This window comes from Sneathiella litorea (assembly GCF_009882915.1).
Classification (GTDB): domain Bacteria; phylum Pseudomonadota; class Alphaproteobacteria; order Sneathiellales; family Sneathiellaceae; genus Sneathiella; species Sneathiella litorea.
The window spans coordinates 464,750-481,247 of sequence record NZ_WTUW01000009.1 but is presented as its reverse complement, the minus strand read 5'-3'; the positions used below and the strand labels follow the sequence as shown (position 1 = coordinate 481,247).

Annotated in this window: 13 protein-coding genes; 10 read left to right on the top strand and 3 right to left on the bottom strand. The window is 52.7% G+C overall.

What is annotated here, in order from left to right; genetic code table 11:
* Positions 1 to 9 precede the first annotated feature (9 nt).
* The gene (locus GQE98_RS16295; RefSeq protein ID WP_161316762.1) at positions 10 to 870 is read right to left on the bottom strand and encodes an alpha/beta hydrolase; all 861 of its coding nucleotides are present in this window, start codon (positions 868 to 870) and stop codon (positions 10 to 12) included.
* Positions 871 to 1,015: 145 nt separating this feature from the next.
* Between GQE98_RS16295 and GQE98_RS16290 the strand changes: the two genes are divergently transcribed.
* Together GQE98_RS16290 and GQE98_RS16285 are read left to right on the top strand one after the other, a co-directional pair.
* The gene (locus GQE98_RS16290) at positions 1,016 to 2,035 is read left to right on the top strand and encodes a TAXI family TRAP transporter solute-binding subunit (protein ID WP_161316761.1); all 1,020 of its coding nucleotides are present in this window, start codon (positions 1,016 to 1,018) and stop codon (positions 2,033 to 2,035) included.
* Between the two features lie 87 nt (positions 2,036 to 2,122).
* Positions 2,123 to 3,862: an ATP-binding protein gene (locus tag GQE98_RS16285; RefSeq protein WP_161316760.1), complete on the top strand. Its 1,740-nt coding sequence runs from the start codon at positions 2,123 to 2,125 to the stop codon at positions 3,860 to 3,862.
* Here GQE98_RS16285 and GQE98_RS16280 read toward each other — a convergent pair.
* On the bottom strand, positions 3,859 to 4,491 hold the full coding sequence (locus GQE98_RS16280) for a LysE family translocator (RefSeq protein WP_161316759.1): 633 nt from the start codon (positions 4,489 to 4,491) through the stop codon (positions 3,859 to 3,861). The two genes, GQE98_RS16285 and GQE98_RS16280, sit on opposite strands and share 4 nt — an antisense overlap.
* Before the next feature lie 118 nt (positions 4,492 to 4,609).
* On the opposite strand from GQE98_RS16280, the gene GQE98_RS16275 reads away from it, so the two are divergent.
* Positions 4,610 to 5,995, top strand: coding sequence for an aminotransferase class I/II-fold pyridoxal phosphate-dependent enzyme (locus GQE98_RS16275; RefSeq protein ID WP_161316758.1), 1,386 nt, complete (start codon positions 4,610 to 4,612; stop codon positions 5,993 to 5,995).
* 9 nt (positions 5,996 to 6,004) lie between these two features.
* On the opposite strand, the gene GQE98_RS16270 is transcribed toward GQE98_RS16275, so the two are convergent.
* Positions 6,005 to 6,397, bottom strand: coding sequence for a YbaN family protein (locus tag GQE98_RS16270; RefSeq protein WP_161316757.1), 393 nt, complete (start codon positions 6,395 to 6,397; stop codon positions 6,005 to 6,007).
* 466 nt (positions 6,398 to 6,863) lie between these two features.
* Between GQE98_RS16270 and GQE98_RS16265 the strand changes: the two genes are divergently transcribed.
* From GQE98_RS16265 to GQE98_RS16235, 7 genes are all read left to right on the top strand, one after another.
* Positions 6,864 to 8,114: a branched-chain amino acid ABC transporter substrate-binding protein gene (locus GQE98_RS16265; protein WP_161316756.1), complete on the top strand. Its 1,251-nt coding sequence runs from the start codon at positions 6,864 to 6,866 to the stop codon at positions 8,112 to 8,114.
* 111 nt (positions 8,115 to 8,225) lie between these two features.
* Positions 8,226 to 9,176, top strand: a complete 951-nt coding sequence (locus tag GQE98_RS16260; protein WP_161316755.1) for a branched-chain amino acid ABC transporter permease — start codon at positions 8,226 to 8,228, stop codon at positions 9,174 to 9,176.
* Positions 9,173 to 10,471: a branched-chain amino acid ABC transporter permease gene (locus GQE98_RS16255; RefSeq protein ID WP_161316754.1), complete on the top strand. Its 1,299-nt coding sequence runs from the start codon at positions 9,173 to 9,175 to the stop codon at positions 10,469 to 10,471. The genes GQE98_RS16260 and GQE98_RS16255 overlap by 4 nt, the downstream gene beginning before the upstream one ends.
* On the top strand, positions 10,468 to 11,220 hold the full coding sequence (locus GQE98_RS16250) for an ABC transporter ATP-binding protein (RefSeq protein ID WP_161316753.1): 753 nt from the start codon (positions 10,468 to 10,470) through the stop codon (positions 11,218 to 11,220). Before GQE98_RS16255 ends, GQE98_RS16250 begins: the two co-directional genes overlap by 4 nt.
* Positions 11,220 to 11,915, top strand: coding sequence for an ABC transporter ATP-binding protein (locus GQE98_RS16245; protein WP_161316752.1), 696 nt, complete (start codon positions 11,220 to 11,222; stop codon positions 11,913 to 11,915). The genes GQE98_RS16250 and GQE98_RS16245 overlap by 1 nt, the downstream gene beginning before the upstream one ends.
* Positions 11,916 to 11,963: 48 nt before the next feature.
* On the top strand, positions 11,964 to 15,452 hold the full coding sequence (locus tag GQE98_RS16240) for an indolepyruvate ferredoxin oxidoreductase family protein (RefSeq protein WP_161316751.1): 3,489 nt from the start codon (positions 11,964 to 11,966) through the stop codon (positions 15,450 to 15,452).
* 73 nt (positions 15,453 to 15,525) lie between these two features.
* The gene (locus tag GQE98_RS16235; RefSeq protein WP_161316750.1) at positions 15,526 to 16,491 is read left to right on the top strand and encodes an AEC family transporter; all 966 of its coding nucleotides are present in this window, start codon (positions 15,526 to 15,528) and stop codon (positions 16,489 to 16,491) included.
* Positions 16,492 to 16,498: the final 7 nt, after the last annotated feature.

The following is a 16,498-nucleotide window of genomic DNA, read 5'->3' as shown; positions in this document are numbered from 1 at the left end:
AGTGGCCTCCTATAATCCCATTAATTTGAGCTGTGCGCGGGTGAGGGGGTCCTCCGGCTTGTGCAGGCGGTCGGTGATATCGAAATGATTGTCAGTGTTGAGCTCAAGATACTCACAAGGAAGACCTGCCGCGCGGCATTTCTCGGCAAATTCCCGGGATTGCCGATGGAAAGAGCCACTCTCCCCGCCGCCGACCGCGCAAAGCACCGGACAAGTCGCCGTTAGGGGCAGAAATTGTGGACTGTTGGCCGCCGCTTCTTCTGCCGTCAGGCGGATGTCGCCCTGCAATTCTGTATGACGGTGCGGCTCGATATCGAAAAGGCCGCTCAAGGGGCTCGCGCCTTTCAGGAGATCTTTGGGCAGGCCCATGGCAGGCCAGTCCGTTGCCATCATCATGCCGGTAAGATGTCCGCCCGCTGAATGGCCGGAAAGATAGTGTTTTTCCGGGTTGCCATTAAATTGCGTGATGTTCGCATAAATCCAGGCGAGAGCCTCTCTCATCTGCTGGACAATATCCGTGATTGTGACTGCGGGGCATAAATCGTAATTGGGAAGGACAACAGTCGCCCCGGCGTTGACAAATGGCTCGGCAATCTCGCTATAGGTGCTTTTGTCCTGCGCCCGCCAGTATCCACCGTGGATAAAGACGAAGACCGGTGCGCCGGGGTTGGTTGCCGGGAAAATATCGACGCTTTGCAAGGCTGTATCGCCGTATGCCAGGTCATAATGGCCGGACAGTCGCTCTCTCGCCGCGGCGCTCCGTCGGGCGGCTTCATCGAAGTAGCGCTGCATATCCGGGACCGTATGGCGCGGCAGATACTCAATGTTCAATTCGTTAATCTCGCGTGTTGTCAAGCCTTCCAATATCATGCCCTTTGCCTGCTCTTATCTATTTTTGATTTTGTTTACCGCTCATTAATTAGCAAATGCTACCCTCGGTTAAGGAATAAAATATATGAAGTTGAAGACTTGTGAAAATAAAGCACAAATTTCACTGTAGTTAAAGGACAGGGTGATGCGGTTCAAAGTTATGGGTGTTGTCATCACGTGCATGGCATTGTTCGGGACCAGTACTCCAGCAATGGCGGATGATATGAGCCTGTTCCGGATCGGGACTGGTGGCGAGGGAGGAACATACTATCCTGTCGGCAACGCGATTGCCCGGACAATTTCCAATCCAATGAACAAAACCGACTGTACACCGGATCCCTGTGGCGTGCCTTATTTGCTGGCGGTGGCCCAGACGGCGAACGGATCGGTGTCAAATATTGAGGATGTCCAGACTGGAAAAATAGAAAGCGGTTTATCGCAGTCGGATGTCGCTTACTGGGCAAATTCGGGCACCGGGATTTTCAAGAACCTTGGGCCAGCCCAGAATATCATGGCGATTGCCAGCCTTTACCGGGAAGATATTCATCTTGTTGCCCGTAAAGGGTCCGGGATTCAGAGCGTTAGAGACCTGAGAGGCCGCCGTGTATCCCTCGACGATCCAGGGTCTGGCACGCTTGTTGACGCTAGATTAATACTGGAAGCCTTTGGTGTCCAGGAACGGGATATTGATGCACAGTACATCAAGGCCGTGGATGCCATCAAGAAGATGCGGGCAGGCGAACTTGATGCTTTCTTTCTTGTCGCGGGCAGTCCATCGAAAGCAATTTCAGAACTGAGTGCCGAAAATCTCATAAAGCTGATCCCGATAGACGGACCCGTCGCCACAATGCTGACCCGCGAAAATGCTTTCTTTTCAACAACGACAATACCTTCCGGCAGCTATCATGGCACGGAAGCTGTACGCACTCTTGGCGTTGCCGCACTCTGGATTGTAAATAAAAAGCAGAGTGATGAGGAAGTTTACAAAATTACGAAAACATTTTGGCAAAACCTTCCGGCAATCCAGAAGATGGCGCTTCACCCAAAACTTTCAGAAATTTCCCAGAAAACGGCGTTCGTTTCAATGAGTGTGCCGTTACACCCTGGTGCGCTGAAATTTTATAAGGAAATTCGGGAGTCGGTTGCAAGTGCGACTACGAACTGAGTGTATTTGAATATGTATGTCCTCCCGAAATTTCGTCTTGCCGACAAGTTTAAGTTCAAAAGCTTGCTTAGACGCCAGAATAGCTATGTGATTGCAATACTTGCGCTTACATTATTTGTCGTCGGCACTATTCGCTATGTGCAGGAAACGCTTTCGAATATTGAAGAATCGATACCGCTCAAGGTTATCGAAGACTCGCAGTCGATGGCGTCGATCCTTTTTGAAATTGAGGATATTATCCAGAATGTCGCTGTCGCCAAACTTGCAACTGGGACCGAACGGTCCAAGGAGATTGCGACAGTTAAAGCCAAGCTTCAGGAAGTTAGTATTGTTCTAGAGCAGAAGCGTGTGAAGTACGGGTTTGATAATCTGATTGGTACGGCGGCGATTTACGGTGTCCTGCGGCCTGCGCTTTTTGATCTGAAGGGATGGCTGCATAACGGAATAGGCGGATTGCCACCAACGTCGGATATTGTTCTTACAGCATCGTTGGACAGAGTCCGCACAGCGCTTTCCAAGGCTGATAACCTGCATGCGCAATCTAATAACGCAGCGGTAGAGCTTTTACGAATCCAGGCTGACAAGATCAGTGTTTTCCGGGACGCTGTACTGCTGGTCCTAATTGGGTTGGCCGGTCTTGCGGCGGTTCTCATCTACTATATTTATAGTCGACGGACATCTGCCGTTGCACTGGAGCAGAGTGAACTCAAGCACCGCAGGATATTTGAAAACGCCACAGAAGGGATTTTTCAAGCCTATGCCGATGGAAGGCTCATTGATGCCAATCCGGCGTTGGCTTTTTTCCTTGGCTACAGCTCGGCTGAGGAGATGAAACAAGATGTTTCAGCACTTCAGGACGATATTTACATCAACCCCGATATTGCCCGTAAACATTATATGCTGATCTGCAAGAGACAGTACTTAATTGACGAAATATATCAATGGCGGCGGAAAGATGGCTCGTATACCTGGGGGGCGATAAATGCCCATGGGGTGTTTGATGATAACGGCAAGCTTCTCTATTTGGAGGGCACGCTGACGGATATGAATGATCGCGTGCGCGCCGAAGTAAACTTGCGTAAAGCCAAGGAAATTGCAGAACTTGCGAACCGTGCAAAGTCTGAATTTCTTGCCAATATGAGTCATGAGCTGCGTACGCCGCTTAACGCCATCATCGGTTTTTCCGAACTCCTGACATCGGAAGCGTTCGGGCCGCATGGACATCCTAACTACAAGGAATACGCAACGGATATCCATGGAGCAGGGCGACATCTTCTTGGGCTGATTAATGATGTACTGGATGTTGCCAAGATTGAGGCTGGCCAGCTACAGCTTTCAGAACGGAAGATTGACCTCTCATCGGTAATTCAGTCCTGCTTTAGAATGTTGTCCGTCCGGGCGACTGAAGCGGGGGTCAGCCTGTTGACGGAACTTCCCAAGGACATGCCGGTTTTCATAGGGGATGAAATCCGGATCAAGCAAATCCTGGCAAATTTGGTGTCTAATGCGGTGAAATTCACTAATCAGGACGGTAAAGTTACTGTCGCTGTTGAAGTCCGCAAGGACAACGGAATCAATTTGCTCATTAAGGATACCGGCATTGGAATTGAAGAGAAGGATCTTCCCCGGGTGCTCGACCGGTTTGGTCAGGTGCAGACTAACTATGCTCGCAATAATGATGGAACGGGCCTCGGTCTGACCCTCGTCCAGATGCTATGCGAAATTCACGGTGGTCAATTTATTCTGGAAAGTGAAGTCGGCGTCGGTACAACCTGTACAGTGGTATTTCCGCCTGAGCGGACCGTGCGCCTTGCGGAAGCAGGTTAAGCGGGCAGGGACGCAAGCAAGGGTCCTATAACATCCGCCTGAACCAGAGCGAGCCCGACAGCGATAAGCATTAGCAGAGCCAGCATGACGTTGATTGTCCGCATGATATGATGCGATGTGACGAGCCGCCGCAGTATGTTTCCGCCGTAACACCACAGAGAGTTAAACGGCAGGCTGACAACCAGAAAAATCATTATAATGATGACGACTTGCATCGTGTAGTTTTCCCCTGGGCTAATGAATTGCGAATAGGCCGCGACAATGGTTACCCATGCTTTCGGGTTCAATGGATGTACGATCAAGCCGGCAAGATAACCGGGCCGGTCCGTGCTTTCAGCAAGGGTCGGGGTTGCCATCGCTACCCGATAGGCAAGATAGAGAATGTAAAGAAGCGACGCGCCGAGGAAGACAAGTTGTAGGACGGGGGAGGTCGTAAACAACGTGCCAAGCCCCAGCGCCGTCGCTATGCAGACAAGCAAAAAACCCGAAATGCTCCCGATAAGGAAGGGAAACGACCGACGAAATCCAAAATTGGCGCCGGACGCCATCAGAAGCATATTAACAGGACCCGGAGAACCCACCATCGAAATGGCGAACAGTGCAACCAAAGCCATTTTTCCGTATTCCATGGGTTAATCCTGCGAGTCATATAAGTAAGAATGATACAATTTACATTGTCTCAATATTGTTATAAAAATGTCTCCGTCAAATGCTATATTGTCTTAGTGACAATTTAAGGGAGGACGGGTGAAAAAATTCGAGGAAATCGCGGCGCTCATTGTCCGGAAAATAGAGGACGGTGAATACCAGCCCGGCGATCGTTTGCCGACCCATCGTGATCTTGCCTATGAGTATGGCTGTTCCGTTGGTACGGCCAGCCGGGCTTATGCCGAGTTGGAACGACGCGGTGCATGTTATGGCCGGATTGGACAGGGGACCTTTGTGTATGGAACGCTTAAAGATGAGGCCGCTATCGGCAAAGGAGCCATATTTCCGAAGGAAAGCTGGAACGAGGGTGCATATGGTCTCACGGATTTATCCAAAAACAGCTATTTTCACGTCGATACAGAAAGCCGTCTTCGGGATGCGGCGCAACGTCTTCTGAGGCGCAATGAACCGGGAGCCTATTTTTCCTATCACGACAGCCGAGGCCGTCCGCGTGATAGAGAGGTGGCAGAGCGCTGGCTTTCTACGTTGGTTAAGCCAGTTGAGCGCGAAAACATTATCATTACTCAGGGGGCGCAGTCGGGTCTTTACTTGGCGATGGCGACACTGGCCCACGCAGGGGAAACAGTCGCGACGGAGGCTCTTGGATATCCGGGGATCCGTGCCGCAGCCTATGAGCTGGACCTTAAACTGGCGCCCGTGGCGATGGATCAGGAGGGGCTTATCCCGGAGGCGTTTGAGGATGTCTGTCGGCGTGGTAATGTAAAAATACTGGTGACGGTACCAAGCAACCACAATCCGACGGGCGCCACCCAATCGCTGTTCCGGCGGGAGCGGATAATTGAAATTGCGCGCCGGTATAGTGTAACTATCGCAGAGGACGGGGTATATGTTCCATTGCAAAACCTGGGCATTCCATCCTATCGTGATCTAGCGCCAGATATTTCCATTTTCTTGACTACAATGTCGAAGGTAATGAGCCCGGCGCTACGGCTCGGGTATATGATTGCTCCCGATAATCTGGTGCCCCGTCTGGCGACAAAAATGACGACGATGAACTGGATGACATCTCCCTTGATCCTGGACATGGCTAACTTCCTTTTTCAGTCTGGTCAGGTCGAAGAACAGGGGCGACTTTTAGTTGAAATCTGCCATCGGCGGGAAAAGCTGGCGCATGATATAATTGGGCACTGGCTCGACAGGCCACTTTCGCCTGCCCATTCACCGCTTTCACATTTATGGATCAGACTTCCGGAGGGGCAATCCATGTCTGGCTTTGTTTCTTCAGCGCGCCGGGAGAATATTATTGTCGTTGCCGGGGATACATTTGCAATGAATAGGACTGTCGACGTAAATCATATCCGAATATGCCTGATGGCTGAACCACGGGACCAGATATTGTCCAAAGCATTGGAGCGCCTGGCGATCTTGTTATCGCAGCAAAATTCACCGGTAATGCTAATATAAACGAAAGGGTTACGTTCCGTCCTTTTGCTTTCGTCGGCTCGGTCGTGAGAGAATAAATCCTGCACCGATCAGCATCAGGATAACCATAGCAGCGAGTCCATACCAGGGAGTGCTTGAAAAGCTAATCACGAGTGTTGCGCTCACGGCCATTGTCGCAAGGGCAACTATCTTTGCACGAAGCGGTATCACGCCATATTCTGACCATTCCTGAAGGGGTGGTCCGAGGACACGGTGATGGTAAAGCCAGTCATGAAAGCGCTCTGAACTTTGCGAAAAGGCCCAGAGTGAGATCAGCAGGAACGGCGTCGTTGGCAGAACGGGCAGGAAAATCCCGATACCGCCGATAATCACAAAGAACCAGCCTATCAGCAGCAGGACTATTTTCTTCGTATGTGCCGTCATTCAATGGGCTTTCTTTCCAGAATCGGTTTTCGGTACAGTGGTCATACACATTATTTCAAAGAATATAGCCAAAAAAATGAAAGACGGATCAAAATATCACTTTTTCGCTTTCTCGTTGAATGCGAAATAAATTCCACGGACAATATTTCATAAGTAAATTCTTAAAAAGCAAATCGTGATCTTAGTTTTGGTTTGATGTCCTATATACTTGGTATAACGACTATTTTTCTCGTAACTTGAATGCCGTACAAGTACGGGTTGAGAGATCTGTGCGCATTATCTCGATTGGGTGATAATTCCAAATTTTTCGTTGATCTTGAAGGCAATCTGGGCTTTCATAAGTTACGGAGGAAAGCATTCGCTCGACTTTCGGCGTTGCCGTGAGCCATAAAAAAAGAAAGACAATCAAGAAAAGGGAAGCCGCGTCGACATTACATATAGCTCAATTTAGTTCTGGGAGGATAAATTGAAACTTAGATCGACGATACTTATTAGTGCGGCGGTTGCCGCGCTGACCGCGTTCACTGCGCAAGCCGCAGATACCATCAAAATTGCCTTTATAGATCCATTGTCCGGTCCATTTGCCGCGACAGGTACCAGCGGTTACAAACAGGCGCAGTTTGCGGCTGATATGCTGATTAACAAGAAGGGCGGCGTCATCGATGGCCAGATGTTCGAAATTGTCGGCTTCGACAATAAGATCAGCCCGAAAGAAAGCCTGGTCCAATTAAAACGGGCCATTGGCGAGGGTATTCACTACATTATGCAGGGCAATAGCTCGGGTGTGGCAAACGCCTTGACCGATGCCGTGAAGAAGCATAACGACCGGAATCCGGAAGATCTTGTCCTGTTCATGAACTATTCGGCAGTCGATCCGGCGTTGACCAACGAAAAATGCAACTTCTGGCATTTCCGCTTTGACGCCAACGCGAATATCAAGATGAACGCGTTGACGGACGTGATTGCCGCAGATGACTCGATCAAGAAGGTTTATATCATCGGGCAGGACTATTCCTTCGGGAAGGCTGTTGCGGCTGGTGCCGTGAAATACCTTGGCGAGAAGCGTCCGGATATTGAAATTGTCGGCAACGAACTCCACCCGATAGGCAAGGTGAAGGATTTCACCCCCTATGCCACGAAAATCCGGGCATCGGAGGCAGATGCTATCATTACCGGTAACTGGGGCGCGGACATGGTCGGCCTTGCCAAGGCAATTGGCGATGCGGGCATAGACGCACCTGTTTACACCTACTACGCGGCAAATGATGGTATTACAAAAACCATCGGCGCATCGGGTAAGGACAAGATCCGGCTGGTTCATGAAGGCCGTGTAAACCCCCCGCCTACGGATGAATATAAGGCCTACCATTTGGCCTTTAAGGAGAAATATCCCGAAGCTGATATTTCCCAGTTCCGTATCGCGAATGCGCTGGTCATGCTGGCCAATGCGATGAATGAGACCAAAAGCACGGATCCGGCAAAAGTTGCCATGGCTCTCGAAGGAATGGAATATACGACCATTCAGGGTGACAAGGTTGTCATGCGGGCGGAGGATCATCAGTTGATGCAGCCGATCAGCATCTCCGTTCATACGGACGAGAACATCGTTCTGGACTCTGATAATTCTGGTTATGGCCTGGTCACCGAAAAGACCATTTCGGCCGCGGATGCGGATATTCCGCCCAGTGGTTGCAATATGGAGCGCCCTGCAAGTTAGGCGACATTTTGAACGAAATACTGGCCGGGCATTTGTCCGGCCAGATAGTTTCGAGCCGGGCAAAACCGGTCAACAACTCATAATTCAATATGTAAAAAAGAGATTCAGCCGATGCTTGAATTGATCTTCTTTTCCCTGTTGAACGGCATTGTGACTGGTTTGCTGCTGTTCATGCTGGCGAGTGGACTCACGCTTATTTTTTCTATGATGGGTGTTTTGAATTTTGCCCATGCCAGCTTTTATATGCTCGGCGCCTATTTTGCCTACACCATCAGTATCTATCTCGGATTCTGGGTCGGCTTGATTGTCGCGCCTATCCTGGTTGGCCTGATGGGGGCGGTGGTGGAGCGATATGGCCTTCGCTACGTTCATCGTTGGGGCCATGTGGCGGAACTTATCTTCACCTTCGGCCTGGCCTTCCTGATTGAGGAAGTGGTGCAATTTATCTGGGGGAAAGACACCAAGGCCTATCACGAACCTGAAATTCTGCAATTCCCACTCTTTACCTTTTTCGGACAGAATTTCCCTGCCTACAAGGCCTTCATGCTGCTGATCTCAATCGGTATCTTCATAATGTTACTTTTGATCCTGACCCGGTCACGTGTCGGATTGATTATTCAGGCGGCCATTCACAAGCCGAATATGACAGCCATGCTTGGCCATAACGTGCCGTTGGTCTTTATGGGCGTATTCGGTGTTGGCTGTGCACTGGCCGGGTTGGCCGGGGTCATTGCCGGGCCGGCACTCGGGACTTTCCCGGGCATGGCATTTGTCCTCGGCAGTATTGTCTTTGTGATCGTCGTTGTCGGCGGATTAGGGTCCCTGACGGGAGCCTTTGTCGCGTCCCTTCTTATCGGGTTATTGCAGACGTTTGCGATCGCCCTTGATTATTCGGTCAATGACTTGCTTCAGATTTTTAACATCTCGTTCGATGCGGATAGTGCGTTCCGCGATCTCTGGACGCTGTCGCTTCCGCAGATTGCGCCGATTTTGCCTTATCTGTTGTTGATCCTGATCCTTATTTTCCGCCCGACGGGCCTGTTCGGGAATCGTGAAACATGAGTGAAATTACCAAAACAGCATCGCCGGTAATGGCCCGGCCACTGATGAAAACCCTTTTGCCCTGGATAGGCTTCTTTATCCTGCTTCTGGCCTTGCCGAATATCTTCTCGTCAAACGTCGGGCTTTATACGATGAACCTGATGGGGATATTCATTATCTTCGCACTGTCCTACAACATGCTGTTAGGGCAGGGAGGTATGCTGTCCTTTGGCCATGCTGTCTATTTTGGCTTGGGCGGTTTCATGTCCGTTCATTTCATGAATTATATCGAGGATGGAGATTTCACCTTCCCGATGTATCTGATCCCGATATTCGGCGGACTGATCGGACTGGTATTCGGGATCATCATCGGCAGCTTCTCGACCCGGCGGGCCGGAACAGTGTTCGCGATGATCTCCCTCGGTGTCGGGGAACTGATGGCGGCCAGCTCCCTTATCTTCGTTGCCTTTTTCGGCGGCGAGGAAGGGGTGAGCGGGGACCGCACCACCGGACCTGAGCTGGCGGGAATCAATTTCGGGCAGGATATCCATATCTATTACCTGATTGCCGGATGGGTCTTCGTGACAGTTGCCTTAATGTATTTGTTCTCGCGTACGCCAGCCGGACGGATGGCGAATGCGGTCCGTGACAATGCGGAGCGGGCGGAGTTTGTTGGCTACAGCCAGCGCAAGGTACGCTTCGTCTCCTTCTGCGCCTCGGGCTTTTTTGCGGGGATTGCCGGCGGATTGTTCGCTCTGAATTTTGAGATCGTGACGGAAGAGAATCTGAATGCGCTGACTTCCGGCACGGTCCTTCTGATGGCCTATATTGGCGGGGTCGGGTTTTTCATCGGTCCGATTGTTGGCGCGGTTGTTTTTACACTCTTGCAAAGCATCCTTAGTAATTACACGGATATCTGGCAGTTGTATGTCGGCATTCTGTTTGTGCTGACGGTCATGTATGTGCCGCAGGGGCTGACAGGTATCATCATGATGCATACAGCAGCGTGGCGCATGAGGCAGGTCGGGGCACTTGTAATGCCGTACCTGCGTATCGGAATTCCGGCACTTGCCATGTTGACGGGCATTGCTGCCTTTCTGGAAACCATTCATCATATGCGCAGCTCTGTTGAGGGTGATACGGCGATGAGCCTGATGGGGATCGAGTTTAACAGCCACAGTATTGTCGCCTGGATCGTCATTCTGGCCCTGATCGTCGTCGGAGGTTATCTCACGCGCAGTCAGTTGCCGCAACTGAGGGACGCCTGGGAGACAGCGAACAAGCCTCCGGCCCAGAGGGAAGGAGGGGGATCATGACCGCTGCTATTGAACTTCAAGGCCTGCGCAAGAGCTTCGGCCCTACTGAAATTATTCGTGGTGTTGACCTCTCTGTCGCAGAAGGTGAAAGGCATGCGATCATCGGCCCGAACGGCGCCGGAAAATCCACGCTGTTTCACCTGATCAGTGGGCGATATAACGTTAGTGGAGGTTCGGTCAGTCTGCATGGCGAGAACATCAGTAACCTGCCACCCTATGAAATATACCGCAAAGGCCTGTCGCGCAGTTTTCAGGTCACCAATATTTTCCCGAACATGAGCGTGTTCGAGAATGTCCGCTGTGGCCTGATGTGGGTCCATGACTATAAATATTCCTTCTGGCACCTCATTGACCGGCAAAAAGAGCTTAACGAGAGAACGGCCGAGGTCATTGAGGAAATTGGCCTGACATCCCGGCAGCATATTCCAGCCGGCGTCCTGACCTATGCGGAGCAGCGGGCGCTTGAAATAGGCATTGCCGCGGCAGGCGGCGCCGACGTCATTATGCTTGATGAACCGACTGCGGGGATGAGCCATAGCGAGACTGATCAGGCTATCGCGCTGATCCGCAAAATCACGGAAGGGAGAACCCTTGTCATGGTGGAACATGATATGGGCGTTGTCTTTGATCTCGCTGACCGGATTTCCGTCCTTGTTTACGGAGAAATTATTGCCAGTGATACACCGGAAAACATCAGAAACTCCAAGGCGGTTCAGGAAGCCTATCTTGGTGCGGAGGCAGATGAGTAATGCTTGAAGTAACAGATTTACATGCCTTCTATGGGAAAAGCCATATCCTGCAAGGCGTAAACTTTAATGTGGGGGAGGGAGAAATTGTCTCGCTTCTTGGCCGCAATGGTGTGGGCCGTTCAACCACTATCAAGGCGATTATGGGCGAAGTGCCGCCGCATGGGTCCATCAAGTTCCGCGGGGAGGAGATATCCGGATTGAAGGAGCATGAGATCGCCCATCGGGGCCTTGGCTATGTCCCGGAAAACAGGGATGTCTTTCCGGGAATGACGGTCCGCCAGAACCTGATCATGGGCATCAAGGACATGAAGAAGCAGGGCCGTTGGGCGATGGAGGATATGTTCAAGATGTTCCCGAATCTCCGGGAGCGCGCGGATGTTGATGCGGGCGTTCTTTCGGGGGGAGAACAGCAAATGCTGACTATGTGCCGGACATTGATGGGGGACCCGGACCTGGTCATGATTGACGAACCTACGGAGGGGTTGGCGCCGAAAATTGTGGCGCAGGTTGGCGATTTGCTTAGTGAAATTGCCAAACGCGGCGTCTCCATCCTCCTTGTTGAACAAAAACTCGCCATTGCATTGCGAATATCTCACCGCTTGTATGTCATGGGCCATGGGCATATGGTATACGAAGGAACCCCGGATGAGTTGAAGGCCAACGAACAGATCCGCAAGGAGTGGCTGGAAGTCTAGGCGGCTCCATTTGACAAAATTATCCCGGGGCGCGGGAGAATAAGAAAAATGAGTGAAGCGGCTAACATCAGTCTTGATGACAAATATGAGCTTGAGAGTGGTCAGGTGTTCATCACCGGGACACAGGCGCTTGTGCGCATTCCAATTATGCAGCGACAGCGTGATGCGGCGGCGGGCCTGAAAACCGGCGGATTTATCTCCGGTTATCGCGGCTCCCCTCTTGGTCTTTATGACCAGAGTCTCTGGAAAGCAAAACCCTTTCTTAAAAATAATGACATCCATTTCCAGCCGGGCGTGAATGAAGATCTGGCCGCGACCAGTATCTGGGGCACGCAGCAGCTTCCCATGTTTGGCAAGACGGATTTCGATGGCGTATTCGGTATCTGGTACGGCAAGGGGCCGGGCGTTGACCGTTCCGGTGACGTCTTCAAGCATGGCAATATGGCCGGCACATCGGAACATGGTGGTGTCCTCGTCCTGATGGGCGATGACCATATGGCCAAATCCTCGACCGTGGCGCATCAGAGCGAGCAAGCCTTGGCAGCAGCGATGATACCGGTACTCAACCCTGCGACAGTTCAGGAATATCTCGATTACGGGCTATATGGCATTGCGATGTCCCGCTACAGCGGTGCCTGGGTCGGCATGAAATGCCTGACCGATACGGTCGAAAGTTCGGCAACGGCTTATGTCGGTCCTGATCGGGTGAATATTGTTATTCCGGATGAAATTGATCCGCCCGCTGGCGGTGTGCATATCCGCTGGCCAGATAGCTCCCTCGAGCAGGAAAGCCGCCTGATGCGGCACAAAATCCCGATGGTCAGAGCTTTCGTTCGCGCGAACAAGCTCGACCGGATAACCCATGATTCTACCGACCGCCGCATCGGCATCGTGACCACCGGTAAATCCTGGCTGGATGTGGAGCAGGCGCTGGGTGATCTCGGGATCCATGAGAAAGAGATCGAGGAAATCGGCCTGTCCGTTTATAAGGTGGCCTGTACTTGGCCGCTGGAACCGGAAGGGCTCATCGAATTTGCTGTGGGACTGGATGAAATTCTTGTCGTTGAAGAAAAACGCAGCCTGATTGAGGATCAGATAGCCAAAATCCTGTACGGCATGGAAGTGCACCCCATGCTCGTTGGTAAGGAAGACGAGGAAGGGGAGATGTTACTTCCCTCTGACGGCGAACTGACGCCGGCGCTGGTCGCCCGGGCAATCGCCTCCCGTCTTAAACTTCGCGATCTGTCTGAAAGTGTGATGGAAGGGATCAGTGTCGCCGAGGCGCGCGAAAGCGGCAATGCCATGCCCGCCGCGCCGGTGACCCGCTCGCCCTGGTTCTGCTCGGGCTGTCCGCATAATTCTTCTACCAATGTGCCGGAAGGAAGCCGCGCGATGGCCGGGATTGGCTGTCATACCATGGCGGTTTATATGCCTAACCGACGGACTGAAACCTATACTCATATGGGTGCGGAGGGGGCCAACTGGATCGGCCAGTCGCCCTTTACCAACGAGAAGCATATCTTCCAGAATCTGGGCGATGGGACTTATTATCATTCCGGTCTGTTGGCCATTCGGGCGGCTTCCGCGGCGAATGTGAATATCACTTACAAGATCCTGTTTAATGATGCCGTCGCCATGACGGGCGGCCAGCCGTTTGATGGGCCACTCTCGCCCTGGCTGATCAGTCAGCAGGTGCATGCGGAAGGTGTGAAGAAGATCGTCGTCGTGACGGACGAACCCGATAAATACGCTAGCGATACGAAATGGGCGCCGGGCGTAAAGATTTTCCACCGCGACGATCTCGACAAGGTGCAACGGGACCTGCGGGAAGTTGAGGGCGTGTCGGCCCTGATCTACGACCAGACATGTGCTGCAGAGAAACGCCGCCGGCGCAAGCGGGGCGCGTTCCCCGATCCGGCGAAGCGCGCTTTCATCAATGATCTGGTTTGCGAAGGTTGCGGTGATTGCGGCGTTGTCTCAAACTGCGTTTCCGTGAAACCGCTTGAGACCGAGTTTGGCCGCAAGCGCGTGATTGACCAGTCCAGCTGCAACAAGGATTTTTCCTGCGTAAAGGGTTTCTGCCCGAGCTTTGTCACCGTCGAAGGCGGCGGACTTAAAAAGCCGGAGAAACGAGAGGTCTCCTCCAGCGATATCGATATAATGAACCCGGCGGCAGGGCTGCCGGAACCCGCAGCTCCCGCTATCAATGGCACCTATAATATTCTGGTGACAGGCATCGGCGGTACCGGGGTGATCACCGTTGGGGCGCTGCTTGGTATGGCGGCGCATGTGGAAGGGAAGGGAGCTTCGATCCTCGACCAGACAGGCCTTGCGCAAAAGAATGGCGCCGTGATGAGCCATGTGCGCATCGCCAGTTCCGCGTCTGAGCTTGCCGGTACCCGTATCCCGAGCCGTCAGACCGACGTGGTTGTTGGCTGCGATCTTGTGGTCGCCGCCAGTCAGGATGCGCTGCAGACATACGATCTCGGCAGGACCAAGGCGATTATTAATGATTATGTCGTCCCTGTTGCGGCCTTCACCCTTACACCGGACCTCGCTATGGACCGGGACACCCTGACCGATCTGCTAAGCCAGAGCCTCGGGCGGGAGCAGGCTGACTTTATCGACAGCACGACACTCGCGACCGCTTTAATGGGGGATTCCATCGCGGCGAACCTGTTTCTGTTGGGGTACGCCTTTCAGCAGGGCGCCATTCCGCTGTCGCTCAAATCCATTGAAACGGCGATAGAGCTTAACGGCATCGCGGTTGACGCCAACAAGCGAAGCTTCGCCTGGGGCCGAAAGGCCGCCGCCAGCCGAAAAGAGGTCGAGAAAATCGCCTTGCCGGAATCCTCGGCAGACGTTATCGAGATTGAGACGCTGGACAGCATGATTGAAAAGCGCAGTGATTTCCTGAAAGGCTACCAGAATAGCCGCTATGCCAAACGTTATCTGAAGCTGATCGAGACGGTCGGCAAGGCGGAGGCGGCAGTTCAGCCCGGCTCCACGATGTTGACTGAGGCTGTTGCGCGGTATTACTTCAAGCTGATGGCCTATAAGGATGAGTATGAGGTTGCGCGGCTCTATACGGATGGCAGCTTTACGAAAAAGCTGAATGACCAGTTTGAGGGGGACTTCAAGCTGAAATTCCATCTGGCCCCGCCGATTTTCGCGAAGAAAAACCCGGAGAACGGCCATCTCATCAAGCAGGAGTTTGGCCCATGGATGATGAAGGCTTTCGGCCTGCTGGCCAAATTCAAGGGTTTGCGCGGTACCCCGCTTGATCCTTTCGGCAAGACCGAGGAACGTAAAATGGAGCGGGCGCTGATCAGCGAATATGCCGATACGATGACGGATATCGCCGCGAAGCTCACCAAGGACAATCTTGCGCTTGCCGTCGAGATTGCGTCTGTGCCGGAGCATATTCGCGGCTTTGGCCATGTGAAGGAGCAGCATCTGAAAACCGCGAAAGCCGAGCGGGAAAGCCTGCTCGATCGCTTTGAAAAAGGGGACGTGGAAACCCTCGCCGCGGAATAAAGGTTTAGGAATTAGTCCTGCCTGCTGTAAAAGTCGGGCAGGACTATTAGTACAACAACAGGGTAGGCGTTAAATGGCCGAAATTGCCGGGCTTGTATTTCCCCTTTTCGGGCTGATCCTGCTCGGATATCTCACGGCGCGGATCACAAAGCAGCCAGCCGAAGCCATGGGCTGGCTCAACACCTTTATCATCTATGTCGCGCTGCCCTGCCTGTTCTTCAAGCTGCTCTCGAAAACGCCAATCGAAAAGCTTACAAGCTGGGAGTTTATCACCACCAACGTCTCCACCACCTTTGTGATCTTCCTGATGGTCTATGCCATCGCCCGGCTGTTGGTGAAGGCAACCACACCGGAGGCAACCATTCAGGGCCTCGCCGGGGCCTATGGCAATATCGGCTATATGGGGCCGGGGATTGCGCTGCTGACCTTCGGGGAGGCGGCCGCCGTCCCCCTCGCGCTGATCTTCTGTTTCGAGAATGTCCTGCATTTTATCGTCGCCCCGACGATGATGGCGCTTTCGGGCGGGAAGGAGCGGCATGTCGCGGCGCTGCTCGGGCAGATCGCGAAGAAGGTCTTCCTGCATCCCTTTATCATCGCCACCATTGTCGGTGTGGCGGCGGCGATCATTGAGTTTACGCCGCCGACGCCGATTGAGCGATTGATTGACTATCTCGCCCAGGCCGCCGCGCCCTGCGCCCTCTTCGCGATGGGGGTCACGCTGGCCCTCCGGCCGCTCAAGCGTGTACCGGTGGAACTCACCTTTATCATCCCCTTCAACCTCGTGGTGCATCCGGTGCTGATGTACTTAAGTTTAAGCTGGTTCGGGGATTTTGACCCCGTCTGGGTCTATACCGCCGTCCTGCTGGCGGCGCTGCCCACCGCGACGAATGTCTTTGTCATTGCCCAGCAATATGGCGTCTGGGTCGAGCGCGCCTCCGCCGCCGTTCTGCTCACCACCATGCTCTCTGTCCTGACCGTCACACTGTTACTGTATGCGATGACCACTGGCCTGATGCCAGCAGATTTATTTGTGAATTAGGCGGTCT